At 45.0% G+C, this 18441-nt stretch carries 17 protein-coding genes and 1 tRNA gene; 9 read left to right on the forward strand and 9 right to left on the reverse strand.

What is annotated here, in order from left to right; translation table 11 throughout:
- The first annotated feature begins 38 nt into the window (after positions 1 to 38).
- The 3 genes from aspS (at position 39) to J7K41_00400 (ending at position 2953) form a co-directional block, all read left to right on the forward strand.
- Positions 39 to 1778: an aspartate--tRNA ligase gene (gene aspS, locus J7K41_00390; protein MCD6549160.1), complete on the forward strand. Its 1740-nt coding sequence runs from the start codon at positions 39 to 41 to the stop codon at positions 1776 to 1778.
- Positions 1779 to 1892: 114 nt separating this feature from the next.
- Positions 1893 to 2186 carry a hypothetical protein gene (locus J7K41_00395; protein ID MCD6549161.1) on the forward strand — a complete coding sequence of 98 codons (294 nt, stop codon included), beginning with the start codon at positions 1893 to 1895 and terminating at the stop codon, positions 2184 to 2186.
- 29 nt (positions 2187 to 2215) lie between these two features.
- Positions 2216 to 2953, forward strand: coding sequence for a DUF72 domain-containing protein (locus J7K41_00400; GenBank protein MCD6549162.1), 738 nt, complete (start codon positions 2216 to 2218; stop codon positions 2951 to 2953).
- Between the two features lie 19 nt (positions 2954 to 2972).
- On the opposite strand, the gene J7K41_00405 is transcribed toward J7K41_00400, so the two are convergent.
- Complete coding sequence (locus J7K41_00405) at positions 2973 to 3470, reverse strand: hypothetical protein (GenBank protein ID MCD6549163.1); 498 nt, start codon at positions 3468 to 3470, stop codon at positions 2973 to 2975.
- A gap of 182 nt (positions 3471 to 3652) precedes the next feature.
- Here J7K41_00405 and J7K41_00410 point away from each other — a divergent pair, with 182 nt between their 5' ends.
- The gene (locus J7K41_00410; protein ID MCD6549164.1) at positions 3653 to 4969 is read left to right on the forward strand and encodes a DNA repair exonuclease; all 1317 of its coding nucleotides are present in this window, start codon (positions 3653 to 3655) and stop codon (positions 4967 to 4969) included.
- 7 nt (positions 4970 to 4976) lie between these two features.
- On the opposite strand, the gene J7K41_00415 is transcribed toward J7K41_00410, so the two are convergent.
- Positions 4977 to 7070 (reverse strand): acetate--CoA ligase family protein, encoded by a 2094-nt coding sequence (locus J7K41_00415; protein ID MCD6549165.1) that lies wholly within the window; start codon positions 7068 to 7070, stop codon positions 4977 to 4979.
- Between the two features lie 101 nt (positions 7071 to 7171).
- The gene (locus tag J7K41_00420; GenBank protein ID MCD6549166.1) at positions 7172 to 7906 is read right to left on the reverse strand and encodes a hypothetical protein; all 735 of its coding nucleotides are present in this window, start codon (positions 7904 to 7906) and stop codon (positions 7172 to 7174) included.
- A 130-nt stretch (positions 7907 to 8036) separates the two neighbouring features.
- Between J7K41_00420 and J7K41_00425 the strand changes: the two genes are divergently transcribed.
- Both J7K41_00425 and J7K41_00430 read left to right on the forward strand, forming a co-directional pair.
- Positions 8037 to 8249: a hypothetical protein gene (locus J7K41_00425; protein MCD6549167.1), complete on the forward strand. Its 213-nt coding sequence runs from the start codon at positions 8037 to 8039 to the stop codon at positions 8247 to 8249.
- A gap of 343 nt (positions 8250 to 8592) precedes the next feature.
- Complete coding sequence (locus tag J7K41_00430; protein MCD6549168.1) at positions 8593 to 10281, forward strand: right-handed parallel beta-helix repeat-containing protein; 1689 nt, start codon at positions 8593 to 8595, stop codon at positions 10279 to 10281.
- Here the strand turns inward: J7K41_00430 and J7K41_00435 are convergent.
- The 3 genes from J7K41_00435 to J7K41_00445 form a co-directional block, all read right to left on the reverse strand.
- Entirely contained in the window at positions 10261 to 10836 is a 576-nt protein-coding gene (locus J7K41_00435; protein MCD6549169.1) for a hypothetical protein, read from the reverse strand. The genes J7K41_00430 and J7K41_00435 overlap by 21 nt on opposite strands.
- A gap of 22 nt (positions 10837 to 10858) precedes the next feature.
- Positions 10859 to 11872, reverse strand: a complete 1014-nt coding sequence (locus J7K41_00440) for a tyrosine--tRNA ligase (protein ID MCD6549170.1) — start codon at positions 11870 to 11872, stop codon at positions 10859 to 10861.
- Between the two features lie 25 nt (positions 11873 to 11897).
- Positions 11898 to 12005 (reverse strand) — tRNA-Ser (locus J7K41_00445).
- 187 nt (positions 12006 to 12192) lie between these two features.
- Between J7K41_00445 and J7K41_00450 the strand changes: the two genes are divergently transcribed.
- Positions 12193 to 12369 (forward strand): hypothetical protein, encoded by a 177-nt coding sequence (locus tag J7K41_00450; protein ID MCD6549171.1) that lies wholly within the window; start codon positions 12193 to 12195, stop codon positions 12367 to 12369.
- A 25-nt stretch (positions 12370 to 12394) separates the two neighbouring features.
- Here J7K41_00450 and J7K41_00455 read toward each other — a convergent pair whose 3' ends face one another.
- The gene (locus J7K41_00455) at positions 12395 to 13123 is read right to left on the reverse strand and encodes an AAA family ATPase (GenBank protein ID MCD6549172.1); all 729 of its coding nucleotides are present in this window, start codon (positions 13121 to 13123) and stop codon (positions 12395 to 12397) included.
- 43 nt (positions 13124 to 13166) lie between these two features.
- Positions 13167 to 15326 carry a hypothetical protein gene (locus tag J7K41_00460; GenBank protein MCD6549173.1) on the reverse strand — a complete coding sequence of 720 codons (2160 nt, stop codon included), beginning with the start codon at positions 15324 to 15326 and terminating at the stop codon, positions 13167 to 13169.
- A 93-nt stretch (positions 15327 to 15419) separates the two neighbouring features.
- Between J7K41_00460 and J7K41_00465 the strand changes: the two genes are divergently transcribed.
- Positions 15420 to 16406 (forward strand): hypothetical protein, encoded by a 987-nt coding sequence (locus J7K41_00465; GenBank protein MCD6549174.1) that lies wholly within the window; start codon positions 15420 to 15422, stop codon positions 16404 to 16406.
- A gap of 167 nt (positions 16407 to 16573) precedes the next feature.
- Positions 16574 to 17701: a tetratricopeptide repeat protein gene (locus J7K41_00470; protein ID MCD6549175.1), complete on the forward strand. Its 1128-nt coding sequence runs from the start codon at positions 16574 to 16576 to the stop codon at positions 17699 to 17701.
- 5 nt (positions 17702 to 17706) lie between these two features.
- Here J7K41_00470 and J7K41_00475 read toward each other — a convergent pair.
- Positions 17707 to 18441 (reverse strand): 30S ribosomal protein S2 (locus J7K41_00475; GenBank protein ID MCD6549176.1); only part of this gene is annotated, 735 nt, incomplete at its 5' end.

Here is an 18441-nt window from a genome sequence, read left to right on the forward strand (position 1 = left end):
ACAAAAATTTAAAAACACCAACTGATTAACCCAAACCTATGATACGAACCCATACATGCAACGATCTGCGAGAGGTTGACGTGGGTAAACGTGTAGTTCTTACGGGATGGGCTAAAGGGATCCGCGAGCACGGTAGGGTCACGTTCATAGACCTGTGGGACAGGTACGGTATCACACAGATCGTAGTAGATAAAGATTTGATTCGGGACCTGAAGATCCACAAGGAAAGTGTTGTCAGGGTAGAAGGTACAGTTCAACTTCGTTCTTCTCCAAACCCGCATCTGCCGACGGGTAAAATAGAGGTGCGCGCGGATAAGGTTGAAGTATTATCCTTGGCTGATAAATTACCGATGGAGATCAGTGACCCCAACAATACGGATTATACTAGGTTGAAGTACAGATATCTCGATTTACGGAGGAACGCAATGCTGAACAATCTTATCACCCGTCACAGGATCGTTACCTGTATTCGTGAGTACCTCAATTCTAACGGTTTTGTTGAGGTTGAGACACCCATACTTGCCAAGTCTACACCGGAAGGTGCCCGAGATTTTCTCGTACCGTCCCGTTTACACCGTGGTAAATTCTATGCGTTGCCGCAGAGCCCTCAACTGTTCAAGCAACTTCTCATGATCAGCGGACTGGACAGATACTACCAGATAGCACGGTGTTTTAGAGATGAGGATTTACGTGCCGACCGTCAGTTGGAGTTCACTCAAGTGGATATTGAGATGAGTTTCGTAGAAGAGTCCGATATAATGGATCTGATAGAAGGGATGATGGTCAAACTTTTCAAGGAGGTTCTGAACATCGAACTTGACCGGCCGTTTCCCAGGATGACTTACGAGGAAGCGATGAGCAGGTTCGGTACCGATAAACCGGACCTACGGTTCGGTCTTGAACTTGTTGAGATCACCGATGTTGTTAGAAGTTCGGAATTCCGTATACTGTCAAACGCCGAATCGGTGATATGTATAAAGGTGGGACCGTCTGCAGACGCACCGGAAATATCGTACAGCAGGAAGGAAATCGATAAACTTGTCGAGTATTTGAAACCGTTCGGTGCAAAAGGTCTGATATACCTTAAACTCGGTGAGTCCGGACTGGAAGGGCCTATGGCTAAGAAGATCGATGAACAAACAAAGGAGAAGATTGTAGATCGATTGGGTATGAAACAGGGCGATTCCGTGTTCATAGTGGCCGATAAGAGAACCGTGGCGCGTAAGGTGCTCGGCGAACTCAGGAACGTGATCGGTCAACGGTTGGGTCTCAAAGATAAACGCGTGTTCAAGTTTGTTTGGATTACCGATTTTCCGATGTTCGAGTACAATGAGGAGGAAGGTCGTTACGAAACAGTTCATCATCCGTTCACACAACCTAAGATCACATCGTACGATGAGTTGAAGGATAAGGAAAACTGTAAGGCACGGGCATACGATATCGTGTTGAACGGTGAGGAACTGGGCGGCGGATCCATACGTATAAACACTATCGAGATGCAGAAAAGGGTCTTTGAAGAGATAGGCATCGATGAAAAGACTGCGAGGGAGAAGTTCGGGTTTCTGTTGGAAGCGTTGCGGTACGGTGCACCGCCTCACGGCGGTATAGCGTTGGGTCTGGACAGGTTGGTGGCAATGATGCTCGGGCTTGACGATATCCGGGAGACGATCGCGTTCCCTAAAACGAAGAGCGGTGAAGACCCGATGCTCGGGGCGCCTTCAGAAGTGTCGGACGATCAACTCAGAGAACTGGGGATACGTCTGATGGATGACGGGTGAAACACGGTTGTCGGGAAGTGGAAAATACCAAAACATTTAAACAAGTATTCCGTGATATAACAGATTGAGATGTATGACCCGATGTAAAGGTTTTGATCAACGGAGGTGTTTATCATGGGTAAGGTTTATTACGTGAAAGAAACGTATAACAACGCCTTCAGGATAGAGAAGATATACGATTTAGCGGGGCGTATCATTCTTCACGGTACCGTAACATCCGGTCGGATAGAACCCGGGATGAGCGGCGAATCCAACGGTAAACGGTTCGTTATAGAAACGATCGAAGTGAAGAATCAGAGGATCGATTATCTTTTGGAAAACGAAACAGGGGACCTGATAGTTAAAGGTGTGAAAACGGTCAAACTCGAGGAAGAGGATTTTAAACCGGGCCAGGTCCTTACCTTCTGAAGGTTCTAGGTTCAGATTAAGGCGCTGATATGATAAAGGTCGGTTGTTGCGGATGGCGTTATTTTCGTCCTAAACGGGTCATCGGGTTAGATTGGAAGAGTAGATATAAATCCGTGTTACAGGCGTACGCGTCGATGTTTTCTTTGGTGGAGGTCAATTCCACGTTTTACAAACTTCCGAAGAAAACAACAGCGGAAAGATGGTACAACGAAGCCGCAGAAGTGAACAGAGACTTCGAGTTTACTGTGAAAGTTAATCGGAAGATTACTCATGATGACATGTTCGGTAAGGAATCGTACGAAGTGATGGAGAACGTTAAAGAGGTTGCAGAGGCGCTGAAGGCAAAGGTGCTCCTCTTCCAGACGCCTCCCGGGTTTAAACCTACCACGTCCAATAAACGTAAGATGGTTGAGTTCTTTAAAACGGTTGACCTTTCGGATTTTATACCCGTATGGGAACCGAGGGGAAGATGGTGGTCGCAACCAGAATCGATCCTCCGGATATGCAGACGGTTTGACATCACAACCGTTGTAGACCCTTTTCACTATGACCCCGTATATGTTAACGAGTCGGGTGTCTGCTATCTCCGGTTGCACGGGTTGAACAGGCGTAGAATGTACGATTACAAGTTTACAAAAGATGATCTGATCAAACTCAAAACCAAGGTATTACGTTACGATTACGACAGGGTCTACGTGTTGTTTAACAACATCTACATGTATCAAGATGCGGGAGAATTCATCCGTATACTGAACGATGAGTTCTGAACATAACAAAAACTTCTCTTCATTCCGTAAGTTTGAGCGGTCGGATACGTTTGACCCGTTCCATGACCTCCTCAATAACGTTGTCCACATCTTTAGACGTGACCCTTCCGTTACTTCTCCTTTCCACGATCTTTTTGACCACGTATTCTACCTTGTAATAGTTTTTGAATCGTTCGTTCAACTCCTTCCACTTTATACCCTTCAACAGTTCGGATAACTCTTTGTTCAACGGAAGGTCTCCCTTGACCATCAGTAACGCGATGCTCGGATATCCCAGATATCCTTTGAATCTGGACCCGTTATCGTCAGAACTCACGTAGACCCTACCGTTCTTTTTCCTGTATTTGAGATGGTATGTTCTGTCACCCATGGAACTTTTGCAAACGGCATCGTTGTTCCCGACAACGATCCTGCGGTCAGCGATGGCACCCATAGCTTCCAAAACCTTTATTCTGGGCGGCAGTTTCCAAACGTCCCCGTCAGTTTTTACGGTGTCGGAAGTTTTCTTCACGGTCATGCAATCCACCCCGATTTCTTTGTCAATCTGTCCCGTGGAGTTCCCGTTTCCACCTACGTCCGCACATCAAATAAAACCCATCCCGTTTTATAAAACCGTTAGGTTCGTCCGGCCGATATTCTCCGATTTTGCAGACAAAAGAGGACAATCATTATAAACAATATCATCCTATTTAATAACCGATGAAGGTTGCTATTCTCGGTGATACGCATTTCGGTTATACCAGGTACGAAGAAGACAGTTATGTTCAGGGTGAGGAAGCGTTACGTTCCGCTTTCGAACGTGCGGACATAGTGCTCCTTGCAGGCGACATCTTCCATCATAAGGTACCATCTCTGGGAACGTTGGCGCGCGTGGCGGACATCTTCCGAAACCTCTGTAAAGATTACATGGTTCATGATGTAAAGTGCAGCGTGATCGAGAACGGAGCATGTCGAGAGATCGATTGGTTGGGGTTGCCTATCGCCGCCATCCACGGTACCCATGAGATCTCTGGCAGAAACATTACACCTGTTAAACTGTTGGAACGGTTGGGTTTTTTGGTGGATGCGGGTGGTAGAACGGTTCTGTTCGAAAAAGGGGAGGACCGTGTGGCTGTTACCGGGTTGGGCGGTGTTGCCGAAGAGTTTGCTAAGAAGGCGATCGAGAAGATGGACCCGAAACCCGTGCCGAACGCGTTCAACATATTCATGATTCATCAATCTATCCGGGAACTGATGTACGACGTTGCCGGTACGTTCATGAGTATATACGACCTGCCGAAAGGGTTTGATCTGTACGTGAACGGACATATCCATAAACCTGTTGAATGGAATAAGGACGGGATCCTTCTTCTGATACCCGGTAGTACGGTGCTTACCCAACTCAAAAAAGAGGAGCAGAAGCCTAAGGGATATTGGCTCTTCGATACGGATACTAAGGATTACAGGTTTATCGAGATCTGTTCCCGACCTTTCATATATCGCGAGATATCTGTTGACCGTGACCAGTTATCGGATATCGAAGCGAAACTGAAGGATACGGTTAAGGATGTGCTTGAGAGGGAGTATAAGAAGAAACCGATCATCAGAATACAGTTGGTCGGCAGGTTACCTAAAGGATTAACCCCGGGCGATGTCCCGTCCACTCTACCGACACTCGATACGGACAGGATCTTTCATCTGCAGATCGATAAGAACGGGTTGGAGAGTGAGGAGTTCGTCAAAAGTGTTCAGCAGGTTCGTGAGATGAAGGAGAACAACGTATCCGTCAAAGATTTCGGTTTACGTATCCTTTCCGAACGACTTAGGGAACAGGGTATAACTCTGGACCTGAACAGGTTGTTCGAACTGTTGCTCGAGTCACCGGACCAGTTCTATGAAGTGTTCAAAAATCTCGACCCTAACGAACTGAAGACCGAACCGTCCGAACGTACGGTTACCGACGTATCCGACAACTCCACCGTACGAAGAAGTCCGAGAAGCCCGTCACAGAACGGTCAACAGAAACTTATTCTTTAAACCCTTTTTAAGACCTCCTTGACCAGTAGTTGTACAACACGGAAAGTGATCTGACTGCATCGTTTGGCGAAGAGAATGCGGGTATACCGTAACCCGATAGTATGTGCGTATAACGTTGCGTGTATTCGCCTCCCGTGGCCACGACGACCAACGGTTTATCAAACGATTCGAACCTTTTTATCAGTACGTTTATTATGTCATCGTTCATGCTGACGGTTTGGAACAGTACTATCACTACGAACATGTCTATGTTGGAATCCTTAGCGAGTACGTCCAAAACTTTGGCGTATCTGTCTGCGTCAGCATCACCTATCAAATCGAGCGGGTTACGGATGTTCGTGTATTCGGGTAGTTTGGTTTTAAGTTGGTTAACCGTCTTTTGAGAGAACTGAGCCAGATGAAGACCGTGCCGTTCAATCGCATCGGCCGCTAACACGCCGTTACCGCCACCGTTTGTGATGATGGCAACCCGTTTACCTTTCGGTTTCGGTAGTGATAACACCTTTGTGAAAAGGAACAGGTCGTTCAACGTTTCGGCTTGAATGGCCCTTGTCTGCCTGAACACTGCTCTGTAGGCCATAGCACTACCCGCCAACGTACCTGTGTGTGATAGAGCCGCCTTGCTCCCTTTCTCGGTGTTACCCGCTTTTAACACTATCACGGGTTTACGTCTGCACACCCTCGACAACGTCTCCATGAACCGTTTACCGTTCTTTGTCCCCTCCATGTACATAACAATGGTCTTCGTGTCGTTGTCAGCAGCCAGGTATTCGAGCAGGTCCGACTCATCCGTCTGCGCGGCGTTACCGTAGGATGCAAATTTTGATATGCCTATCCGTTCGTAAGCCATAAGGTCCAACAGGCAACCGCCAACCGCACCGCTCTGTGTTATCACGGACACGTGCCCGGTCTTCGGACGTTGTACCTTGTAATGGGGGAGAAAGATAGTGTCGAGATGCGAATACGCATCGAACACGCCCATCACGTTCGGTCCGAGCATTACCATTCCGTATCTGTCTGCCGTTTCAGTGATTCTCCGTTCCAGGTCTGCGTTACCGACTTCTCTGAACCCGCCCGATATCACAGTAACCGCACGTACACCTTTACGGCCGCATTGTTCCAGAATGTTCGGGACCAACCGTGCAGGTACGGCTATGACCGCCGAATCGACCCTACCGGGTACATCGAGAACAGTTGGGTAACATCTCAGTCCGAGGATTTCCGTAGCGTTCGGGTTGACCGGATAAATCTTGCCGGGGTACGAGTTATCTATCAGGTTTTTGACTATTACGTTCCCTATCTTGCCCGGATGCCGTGAAGCACCTATAACGGCTACGCTCCTGGGGGCGAACAGATGTTTCATCTTCCTGAAAAAACTCTTTGCTCTACTACCGTTCGCATGCCGATACGTTCTCCGACCGGGTTGTTCTGGTCCGGAACCGGTAACGCGTCCGTCAGATGTTATCACCCTGACATCTACAACCGTGTATCCGTTCTCGTCGGCTATCACGGGGTTAAGGTCTAACTCGGCTGGGTCGGTGTCCATCAGAAGGTTGCATGTTTTTAACAGAAGGTCGGTCAGTTTTCTTTCGTTGACAGGTTTACTACCCCGTGCGCCGCTCAGTATCGGATGCGCTTTGATCTCGTTGATCATCTCTTTAGCGTCAGACCTTGTGATCGGACATACCCTAACGGAAATGTCTTTGTACACTTCAACGAATATACCGCCTAATCCGAATATGATTAACTGTCCGAACTGCGGGTCACGTTTACCGCCAACGATGAGTTCTACACCTTTTGAGATCTGTTTCTGGATGAGGTATCCGGTTAACCGTTTACCGAACCGTTCCATGTTTTGTTCGATGGCTTTGCAGGCAAGTTTGACATCGTCATCGGTATGGATGTTGAGTTTGACCGCTCCGTATTCGGTCTTGTGTAAAACGTCCGGCGACAACGCTTTTACGACTACCGGGTAACCGAGCTCGCGCGCGCAGCGGACTGCGTCCGCTGCATCGCGTGCGAGCCGGTAACCAGCAACGTTTATACCGTATTTTTTGAGCACATCAAACCAGCATTCAACATTCCCGACCTTAGGTTCCATATGGCAAGACCTCCTCAATCTTCTAAAACCTTATTTCCCTCCGCTTCCTTTCCGAATTTCTATGAGTAAATGCCCGGATACCGATTTTTTTGGCATTGGAGTTATCTTTTGAAAAACCATAATAAACCGAGCGCTATCAGAAGTATCAGTACCACGATGAGGATTATATGTTTACTGTATCTTCGGATGTAGTAGGAGTACTTGCTCTTCCTACCCAACCGTTTTATCTCTTCGATAGATAGTTCACGCCGTCCTTCGCCCGTTTCTTCGGAAGTTTTCATACCGGCGGGTTTACGTCCCACCGCGCCTTTACCGCTTCTCATCAGCGACATCAGTTCTTCGCCTTCAGTCTTTTCAGGCAGGACTTCTTTGACCTTGACTTTACGTCTCAGTTTGCCGACTTTGTTAAACCCTTTTTCGGTGAGCATCAGCGTTATCTTAGCAGACCTTACAGTGTAGTCTATGTACCCTTTTTTGTAGAGTTTGTCAAGATGGTATGCAAGGTCGTCGCTCCGTATATGCATTATCTGTTTAACGTCCTCGGGAGTGACGGCACCGAGAGCGATCGTTTCAAGAACTGATCTGTCAAGGTCGGAGAATTCTTCCCTGCTCTTCTGATCGGCCAGTTCCAGTACGTATCTTCCCTTTTCTGTGATGACTATCGGTGTATGCCCCAATGTCTGTTGAAAATCTATCAGACCTTTAACTTTCATCGTACCCAACAGGTTTGCGGTTTCGAAAAAGCTGGTGTTTATCTTGCTGCCGAACTTTTCAACGGTCGAATCGGCATCTATCCTGTGTAACACTACGAGATCCATGAATTCTATCTCTTCCATGGTGTAAATAAAATCCATAACTGTTTAAATCCTTTCCCTCTTTACTTACATCGTGTTACATACCTGCCGATGTGCCTCGGCCCAACCGATGTTTCCTTTTCTTCGATTCTAATCAACAGGGGTGGTCGTGATGGAATGTGTAAATCGGGAACGCAATCTATCGACATGTCCGTGCACCTACGAACTGTGTCCGAGAAAAGGGATATGTTGCGAATGTATCAGATACCATCTTTCCAGAGGTGAACTGCCAGCATGCGCGTTCAGTAAAGAGGCGGAACGAACCTACGACAGGAGCATAGAACGGTTCATAAAAGATTGGCAGTCCAGAAAGAGGAAGAGTTGATTTTTTGTTAAATGAGTTGGTCTTTGAAAAAAATGGGAACTTTCTCCTTTAATCAGACATGAAGACCTAAAATCCTATTCTTATTCGATCTCAGCAGATGAAATACCATTCGTGCTAACACATGAAAATACTTAAAAACTTTTAATGGATTAAATATCAATGAAAGTACTATAAAAAGAAGATCTTACAATTGGTGAGGAATGATTCAATGAATAGAACTATAAACATTTCTTTCATCTTGATTGCATTTACGTTACTGACACTATTGGGATGTACAGACTATAAGGATAGTAACCGAAATATAACCTCAGAATTTTCTAACTGTGTTGTTCCAACAGGTGGGATGTTGGTCAATAAAAGTGTTGTATTCTGTCCAGGAGAATATAATCTTTCTGGAAGTATAATCATTAACGCCGATGATATTGTTGTTTTATGTAATAATACTGTGTTAAACAGAAGACAAGGGTTATTTGATTATATAAAAGGTATAGAAAACAAGGGACACAAAAATGTTACTGTTAGTGGATGCACACTCAAGAATTTTTGGTATGGGATATATTGGTATAATGGAACAAACGGTTTAATTGAAGATAACACTATTATCCATAGTGATAGAGGTGTTTTAATTGAAAAGGGTTTTGGAAATAAAATCATCAACAATTCTGCTGCTTTTAGCACCGTAGGAATAGAAGTAATAAAAAGTTATAGGAATACCATCTTTAATAATCGTCTTCAGGAAAATAGGCATGATCTTTACTTAGCACCAGATAGGTATAGTGGATGGGACGTGGAGATATGCAGCAATTTAATCAAAAACAACACGGGATCAAATGATCTTCCAATTGGGTATTATAACTACTCTGTAAATCTTTCTAATAAAAGATTCTCTCTATTAATCTTATGTGATGCGGATTATTCTAACCTAAATAACATCACTGTTGAAGGTTCGACGTTACAAACTAATAATGGAATGTATTTACTGTTTACTGATAACTCAAAAATTGCCAATTCAAGAAGTTATGGAAACAATTACGGTTTTTTCATTGATTCAGGTTCAAATAATACCATTATCAATTCAACTGCGACTTATAATGACTTTGGTATATATCTGTTTGAAGGATATAATAACATTTTCATAAATAATATAATTAGTTCTAATAAGGAAAGTGGTATGTTGATAGTGGGTAGTTATAATACTACAATTCTCAATAACACAATAACCGATAATCGGAAACATGGGGTTTGGATGGATAGGTCAAACGCCTTCTTTATCATTGATAACATAATTAACGATAACAATGTAACAGGAATTTTCATCGAAAGGTTTAATACTAGTTCTAAAAAAAGTAGCATTGTTAATAATTACATTCAAGAGAATCATGTGGAAGATATTTACCTATCTTTATCCGATGAAGAAACATGTCACAACATTATGATTAAAGACAACCTAGGTTCGATGAATTTACCTATCGGTTATTATGACCATCGTGTTAATATTTCTCACAAAACCTTTTCTGAATTGATCTTATGCAATGCAGATTATTCTAATATAAATAATGTCACGGTTCGTGGTTCTTCGTCTTGGAATAATAATGGTCTTATATTACTTTTTACAGATTATTCGAACGTCTCTAATTCAAAAAGTAATAATAACTATGAAGGATTCACAATTAAAGGCTCGTACAACACAATTATCAACAACACTGCCAACTATAACCAATATCACGGTATTTTAATTATCGGTTCCTCGAATACATTAATGAATAATACGGCAAATTATAATAAGTACGGTATTAAAGTACATAAAGGTTCTTCTGATAACTCCCTAATTAATAATATTTGTTGTCATAATCAACGTTCTGACATTGCACTTTACACAGTGAGTAATTTAACCGATAATTTCTGCGATAATTTGCTTGTCAAAGGGGTTAAATCCGCATGCTCTAAAGATTGTTCTATGGTTCAAAAACCTTTCGATGTTTTATCGACTTTAAAGTCACTGATACGGTCATTATTGATACATCTTGATTGAATTATTCAACAATTTTTCGTATCCTGCTTGTTTTATTGCGTTTTCAAATTCATCCTTTCTTGTGGTGGGAAAAATCAAAAAGAGACCGTTCCTAAGACGAATACCGTAGTAGGTCACCTGCTTATCAAACATGATCAATCGATCACCTTTATAATGCGAAGAGAGACCGAGAAATGTTAGCTTAGCTAAGATGCTATTATTAGGTCCTGGCTTAATCTGAAAGTTTTTCATCTCAACAACCTCGGCGATGTCCTGCCATTTGACAAATCTATAATCTACTTCGATCCCGTTCTCGTAAACACCATATTTGATACGGAAAACAAAAAACCTGAGAGTTATAACAAAGGCTCCGATGATGTTAAGTATGCACAACTGAGGAACATTCACAATTATATTGTTGTAGTACTCATACATGGTAAAACTTGACCCTTTTGATTTTAATGTGATAATCCCTACAAAGAATAGAAGCATCAAGTTGAAGACAATCATACTCAATAAAACCAATCTCCATGGGGATGGGTATCTTTCAAAAAACAATCGTTTGCCTTTTTCCATAAGATCTACCTATGCATGAGGATCAAGGTAGGAATTCTTTGCCCAATTGTTTAAGAATATCGTCATTTGCCTCAAAGTATTCTCTGACTGGTTTGAGCAGTTCGATCAATCGGTCGGCTACCGCGTTCTTCAGGTCTGCTGGATGGAGTTGTTTTTCTACGAACATTCTTTCAAGGTCTGCATAGTTTTCAAAGGAGACGGTACCACCGTACTTTTCAGGTCGTTCAACAATCAATTTACCTACCACCGGGAAGATGATGAATTTGCATATGCCTAGAACAGGATTATCTTCTATCACACCTTCCGGACAATAGGCCTTACGAATTTTACGTTTGATCGCATCTTCAGAATCGTATACTTTTATACTGGATTCAGGAATACTGGCGCTCATCTTAGTGCCGGGACCTTTAAGCGACGGCATGAGAGGCATCATAACCTCAACACGTTTCTTGTACCCGAGCGACGGTAGAAGTTCTCTGGCAAGGGCAAAGATATGCCTCTGATCAACGCCTCCCAACTGTATATCCACGTGGAGATGTTCTTCATCCAAAGATTGCATGATCGGATAGATGAGTTCGCTTACCTTGGGATTTTTCATGCGTGTGACCTCCGACGCCGCGCGCGTCGCGCGCGCGACGGTCGTCATCGTTGATGCCTTCAGCAGATCTTTATAATAATCCAACGTCAACTGGAACGTGCTTCCTCTGATGAATTCGGGTTTGGTGTTCCAAGGTATTGCCAGTTCAAAACATTTCAGATAGTATTCTGCCTTGAGGTCGATCTCCTCCCATCTGGATTTCAGGTCGTCCATGGCTGCGTGTATGTCCGCTATCAACACTTTGGTACGTATTCCTGCCTCCTGCATATCCAGAAGTTTGGTAAGGGTTGCGAAATATCCTATGTGTACAGGCCCGGTCGGTGCGGTTCCGTAATATGCCGACACATCACTTTTTTCTAACAACGTCCGCAGTTCTGCATCTGTCAGTATCTCTGCAGTATTTCTCTTGACCAGTTCAAACCGTTCGTTCACATCCATTCAACCACCGTACTTTATCGTTACACGCCGGGGGAGGGATTTGAACCCCCAAGCCCTTACGGGCACCAGATGGCTCACCGCACAGGTTAAAAGGTCTCGAGTCTGGCGCGTTACCTGGTTCCGCCACCCCGGCTTCTTCTCACCGCTTTTTCGCCGGATTCTTTGATAAGGTAGTTTTCTATTTAAAATTTTTTGTTCTTTGCCGCTTTACTTTCGCGATTGGTGAACAAATTCCGAATTTTACTTTCGCGAAGAGGACCTGCAAGTTTGCAAACTTGTTCCGGAAAAATCAATTTAAATCGGAACTGTTCCGTTAAATCATGATTAAACCGGAACTACGTTCACAGAAGTTTAAGAAGCGGGTCGGCCAACCGATACCTGTTTTCCGTCCTTACAACGAACCCATGCTTTATCAACTGGGTGAGATAATCGGATACTACGCAGAATTTTTAATTGTTCCGGAAAAAATCGGTTCAAGCGGAACCGTTCCGTTTTGAAAAGGATGATCCGAAACATTCCCTTCTAACGTACCAGTTTGATCCCGTTGTCTGTAATCTTGAACTGATGCGGTTTCACATCCGCATTTGCAAGTCTCATCTTCAGCACGATCAAGTATCTCTTCCCGGTTCTGATATCGCGTTCGAGTTTTATTATACCGTCGGACAGAAATTCCGAGAACGTGTCCCTGGTTAAACCGACCGCACCTTCAGGTAACTCGGTAACAACCAGCACCGTTGCATCCATCATCTTCACCCGTGTCATCAGTCCCATTATCGCTCCGATGGTTATTACTTCCTTCGAATAGTTGATCTCCTTAGGTATCCTCATAGTTCTGGCGATTTCCGCACCTGCGGCAATTTCTGCATACAGGCTTAACACTGACAACGAATCGATGGTCAACCTGTTCGGTTTGAACCGTTTAGCCTCTCTCTCGATTTCCAATATCACGTCCACGACATGTTTCTTTGACAGGTTGTAGTTCATCATCTTGAGTAGTCCCTTGGCTTCGTATTTCTCAAAGTTCCAACCCATCTGGTTAGCCTGTCTCAGTACGATGTCCCTGTTCTCTTCAAACGATACGTACATGCATCGCTCGCCTTTCTTAAGACCTTCTGCAATGTACTGCAACCCCAATATGCTTTTACCGGTTCCCGGACCACCGGTGACAAGGATTACTTCTTTATCCGGAAACCCGCCACCCAAAATTTTGTCAAGACCTTTAACACCCGTGCTCACGACCATACCTACCATCTCCTTCTCATCCTATATATTCCGGATTGAAGATCGGTTCGTTTTAAAGATTGATCCCTTCATCTTCATCCTCATCGGAACCGATATCCTGCTTACCGTCTTGTTCGGTACCAGTGTCCGGACGTTCTTTATTAACGTCCGAAGTTTTCGGTTCCTCGGATAACCGTTTGGCAGAAGGGATACGGGAATAACCTTCCGGTGTTTCGTATGTAACGGGTTGTTCTTTCTCCTCTTTTTGTTCTACCTTTTGTTCGCGTTTCGGTTTAACGGATTTGATCAGATGCTCTATCAACGCGACCAGTATACCTAACCAAACGTACGTGATCAGACCGGTTATTATCGGTGCGGCTACGGCCGCGTACGGAGTAAGTTTACCGTGTTTTCTGAACCTGTACCCTGCCCACAGAGACAACGCGATCAGTATCAGCCATAGTATGTCGCAGATTATCCACGACCCTACCTTTATCATTAGACCTGCGCAACCCGTTCTCAGTTTGAACGGAAGATTTATCAACGGCGCGTTGAATTCGCTCTCGTTTGCAGACCCGATGATCGGTGTGTAATTGGCGAATACGCTGCTCAACATGTCCGATATGTCTAGACCTGCCCCTTCAGTAGGTCTAGGTTTTGGCGGTTTTGTGACGTTCGTTTCGTTGGTTAAGGTTTCGTTTGTTGTTTCATTGGTCGTTATGTTCTCCGAAGGTGTTACGACTACGCACACCCCAGTCGTGGTATTACAGACAGAATTGCAACAGTCCGAATCGGATGAACACGGGTCGCCAGGGTAGGACCAATGTCCGCATACTCCTTCTGTTTCTCCCTCCGGTATACAACATGTGGCACCACCGCAGCAATCCTCATCACTGTAACAATTCCAATCCGTGCTTCCGGAAGGGATACAGCAGGAATCATCCTCGCACAGTAACCCGGGACAGCAATCGTCAGTAACATTGCAACCGGCGGTAGGTGTACCGCACATGGAAACGCCGCAACTCTTTGTAATCGGTCCAGAGCATAATTCATCAGTATCCGGAGGCGCATAAGTGTACGTGAAATAGTAATTCACTATTTCACCCGGGACTGGAGGTATTCTTGACAGGTTCAACCAAGCGTTACCCGATTCATCAGTGGTATTGGCGTACCCGCTATCATAGAGTGTGCTACCTACCTCCACATAGTAGGTGTATATTCGAACGCCTTCTATCGGTTCGTCGTAGTACGTACAACTCATTATAATACTTGGGCTGTAACAGACATCTTGACCTTCGGCAAAGTCGCAGGTCAGCGCGCTGCAATTAAACGGTTCTATAGGTGTCGGGCATGTAAAATCATCAAAATCTATTTCATAATTGAGATTGTCGCAGGGTCCGTAACCTCCGGCTTCATCAACTTCTATCCGGTATGTTCCGTTTTGGTCAAAATAGATAGGCACCTCGCCGGAACTGTTCGTAAGTTGCCAATAGTAAGGTTCGCTTTCACCGTTGTGATACAGGGAGATGTTCCAATCCTCTGGAGGACCGATATCCCAGCAAGACGAACCACGGCATTTTTTCCTTGTGACCTTTGCGACACCGATTATTATCGGGTTACCGTCTTCGATCACACAGTCACCGGCTGTTATCTGAAGGTCGCACGTGTACCAGTAGTGGTCTCCATCAGGGGGACAGAAATTATAGGTTTTGGTAACGGTGTACTCTGGGGAGGTATAGGTGCCGGTGTCATTGGTGTACCATGAGTAAACAACACATGACCAATTCGCCGGACCGCCCGTTGCATCGTACGTGACGTAACTTGTCGACCCGTTGATACCGGACACGTTTTCTTCGAGGACGAGACGGTCCGGATCAGGTGTGCTCGAGTTGTACAGACGGAAGGTTAGGTTGAGCTCGTTATACACGCTACTGTAAGGTACGGCGCTGCAGTTGACAGTGTATCCGTAAGAAGAAAGATCTGTCGAACGTGGTATGCACGACGGTGATATGGTAAGTGTCGGTCCGGAATATATGTCGGGCTCTAAACATGCTTCGTAAGATGTGTTTAATGGCGTCCAGTTGTCGGTAATCACCGGGCTCGGAACGCATGCCGCGTTATCGAGTTCGGTAACCGTATAAACGGTTATGAAGATAGCGAACAATAAAATAAAAAAGACCTGTTTGTTTTTGCGGAGACTGTTCTTGCGGAAACGGTAACGTGTTGAAAACATGGTTCTAAATAAAACGGTTAATTTTTAAAATATTCCATCGTATTCTCATTGTTAGGTTAGGTTTGACACTGTATCGGAAACGGTGGTTGCATGATGGATAATGTGGTTATCTTAACTTTGTTCTGCTGTTTGGTGCTTCTGTCAACCTTCTTCGTCGGTTGTGTGTCAGAAGGTCCGGAAACGAACGTCACGGTCTACAACGAGTCCGGACCGGTTCCATCCAATCTGTCCAACCAAACCCAACATGTAAGTAACGTGACATCTGTCAACCGATCATCTTCTGCAACCGAACCGTCCGCTTCAAATATCCCGGTTGATAACGGTTCGGTACAGAATTTAACGGTCGAACATCTCTGTAACCGGTACAAAGGTGATGATTACCTGTTCTGCATGATCAATCGGACCGGAAACCTTTCTCTGTGCCCCGATGAGACGTGCATAGTCAGGTTTGCAGAATGGTCTGAAGATTCGGACGTATGCGACACGTTCGAACACGATTTCGATAGAATGTTTTGCTTATCTTACGTGACCGGGACCGATAGGTGTAGGGAACTCTCTCCAGGTTCTCTACGGCAGTTCTTATGCTATGAAAAACTGGGTGCGTTGACAGGCGACCCGCACTATTGCGAACAGATCGATGTTGATAACGATTATCGTAAACGTTGTTATACCGAGGTTGCGATAGCGCGTGCCGACTATTCAATATGTAAGAACCTGCGGAGGAGTTATCACAGGGACTATTGTTACATTACTTATGCAAACGCTACAGGTGACCCGACACCCTGCGACCTGTTGTTTGTAAACTCTAAAACGCCTTTATGTTACAAGAATGCGGCGTTGACAGCAAAAGACCCGCGCGTCTGTAACGGTATTAAGGATGACCATAAAAGACAGGTATGTTATCAAACAGTGTTCAACGCTGTTGACACTCTCGACCCTCAGGTCTGTGAAGGGTTGTTGGACCAGAGTTGGGTCTGGGCGTGTTTGGAATATTCGGCGGTAAAGAATAACGACCCGAAGATATGTGATGAGATAACTGATCCGAACGCACGCGCCAGATGCAACAACAAGTTTATTTAGACGGTACAACAAATCCTCTCCTGACAGTACGTATCATGTCCGGTTGAAAGAGCATGAGAACGTAGACAGTTTGTGCCGATGAGAAAATTTTAATACTGCAGATGTTATTCTGTTAACTGTTTGCTCTCATGTGTGCAAGCGTTAAAGAGTTATGAGAGGTGTTATGTATGGATGCTGGAAACGTTGATGATGTGAATGAGGAGGTCAAAAAGATTAAATCGATGATATCTTCCGGTAGGTTTGAAGATGCGTTGGCTAAGATTAACGAACTGCTGAAGAGATTCAAACGTCCCGACCTTTATAACCTGCGTGCGATCATCTATGCGAAGAAGGGCGATTTCGAGAAGGCGCTCACTGATTACGATAGGGCGTTGGACCTTGATCCGGGTTCACATACCCTGGCGCTTAACAAGGCGTTTATGTTGTTCAGGTTGGGACGTTTGGACGAGGCGGACAGGTTTCTCACGGAACGGTTATCACGGATGGAAACACCAGAACTGTACGACCTCAGGGCACGTGTCAGACTGAGCAAAGGCGATTACAAAGGTTGTATGGAAGACATGGATCGCGCGTTGTCATTGAACCCGTTATCCAAACAGTTGCAGGAGAAACGTAAGGAATTGGTTAACGTGATCGTCTCGGGCATAGTTTCGGAGAAAAGTGCGGACATGTTGTACGATGAGGCTTACAAATTTTTCAAAGACAAGGATTACAGTGTTGCCGAAGAGATTATCGACCTCGCTCTTACGCTTAAGAAAGACCCGAAGTTTTACCAGTTGAAAGGTAGGGTTATGCTTGCTCAGGAATCTCCCGATGAGGCGTTGGAATGGTTTAAAAAGGTGCTTAAAACAGTAGGTAAATCGGACGGGTCGGATGTAAAACTGTTTGAGGTTTATCAAGATATCGCACGCGCGTACATGTCGAAAGGCGGTAAACCTATGAAAAAAGCGTTGAATTATTACAAAAAAGCGTTGAACCTCGCCCCAGAGAACAATGTTAAACTGATGTTGGAATACGCATCGGCACTTATCAAGAACGGAAAACCCGATGATGCTATACGTATACTGCAACGTGCGGCAAGGGAAGAACCCCATAACCCTTACGTGTATATACGACTGGGTGATGCGTACGCGCATAAACGTCTCTTTGATAAAGCTATCAAGTACTACGATAAAGCGATCGAGGTAGACCCGTTGAACCAGACCGCCTACGATAAGAAGGAGGACGCATTGATCGCCATGCGGTTCAACGTGGGTATCGATAACGAGAAAAATAAAACAGGGATGTACTGTTGAATGACCTATTGTTCGACCTTTGCTTTGCCTTCTTCTACAGGTACGTTCTCCTTTTTGATCGTGTCCTCCTCTACCTTCTCTTCTGTTTCTTCATCGGTTTCCGACCCTTCCTCACCGCCCGTAGCGATCTCTCTTATGACCTGTTCGACAACAGGGTTGAGTTGCGGTCCTTCCTTTCTCAGTTTCTCAAGGTCCTTTTTGATCTCTTCAAGAGCGGTATCGTCGGTGAACAGTTTTATCGGGTACTTGAACTCCGAATAAGAACTGATCGCACCGCGCGCCATGAGATACTCCCTGGTCAATAGATAGTAGATCAATGCGAGAGATCGCCGACCTTTATTGTTACACGGTATTATGTAATCAACGTTCCGTGTTACGTTGTCGGTATCGCACAGTGCGATGACGGGAATACCCATCTTACCCGCTTCGATTATGGCTTCACGTTCACCGCGCGGATCCGATACGATCAGAACCTTCGGTTCCATGAAATCGGGTCGGTTTGGGTTGGTGAGCACACCGGGCACGAACCGTCCCGGATAAAGTTTCGCACCCGTGATCTTGGCAAAGTTCGCAGCCGCTATACTCGAGTAAACGCGTGATGCCGTGACGAGTATGTCTTCGGGTTCGTATTGGGCAAGGATCTTGGCAGCGTACCTGATCCGTTCATCGGTCTTCTTTATATCAAGAACGTACAATCCGTCGTTACGTTTCATGTAGATGAACCGTCGCATCTGACCTGT

Source organism: Candidatus Micrarchaeota archaeon (genome assembly GCA_021163225.1).
Taxonomy (GTDB): Archaea; Micrarchaeota; Micrarchaeia; order Anstonellales; family JAGGXE01; genus JAGGXE01.